General features: G+C 67.6%; 1 protein-coding gene. It reads left to right on the forward strand.

Annotation, left to right across the window (positions count from 1 at the left end; translation table 11 throughout):
* The coding region (locus tag K5D32_RS25770) for a hypothetical protein (protein WP_221602327.1) at positions 1 to 806 on the forward strand (806 nt) is incomplete at both ends.

An 806-nucleotide genomic window follows, 5' to 3' on the forward strand; every position in this document is an offset into this window, starting at 1 on the left:
GTCAGCCTGGACCTGGGCAATGGCCACCTCAATAACCAGGACGGTTTGATTACGGCCCCCGGCCAGTTGCTGCTCAAGAACCTCGGCACGGTCGATAACCAGCGCGGCGAGATCTCCAGCGCCCAGGGTTTTACCCTGGCGGCCACGTCGCTGGACAACACCGACGGCACGGTGCTTAGCGACGAATCCCTGATCGTGCGCATCGACAAGGCACTGACCAACCTGCGCGGGCGGGTGTCCGGCAAAGGCGTGGACCTTACAGCCGCAACCCTGAACAACGACAGCGGCGAGGTGAGCAGCGAGGCGGGCCTCACGCTGGACGTGACCGGCGACGTCAGCAACCGCCAGGGCCTGCTGAGCAGCGCAGGGGCCATCACCCTGGAGGCCCAGAGCCTGGACAACGCCGAAGGCCAGGTCATGGCCGACGAGGAACTGACCGTCATCCTGGCGCAGGCCCTCGACAACCAGGCCGGGACCCTGGGGGCCGGCTTGGGTCTGGACCTGCGGGCCGCGAGCCTGGACAACCGCCTGGCCGGTGCCGTGCTCACCGATGGCCAGTTGGACATTACCCTGACCGGCACCCTGGACAACCGCAGCGGCGGACAGGTGCAGGCCAAGGGCCTGCTCACCCTGACCAGCCAGGCCCTGAACAACCAGGGTGGCCGGGTGGTGGGGCAGGACCTGCTGACCGTACACAGCGACAGCGCCCTCAACCGCGGCGGGGTGATCCGTGCCGACAAGCTGATGACGCTGCTGATCGGTGACCTCGACAATCGCCAGACCGGCCTGAGCGCCGCGCAGAAGGG

It is taken from the genome of Pseudomonas cichorii (genome assembly GCF_019719005.1).
Taxonomy (GTDB): domain Bacteria; phylum Pseudomonadota; class Gammaproteobacteria; order Pseudomonadales; family Pseudomonadaceae; genus Aquipseudomonas; species Aquipseudomonas cichorii_E.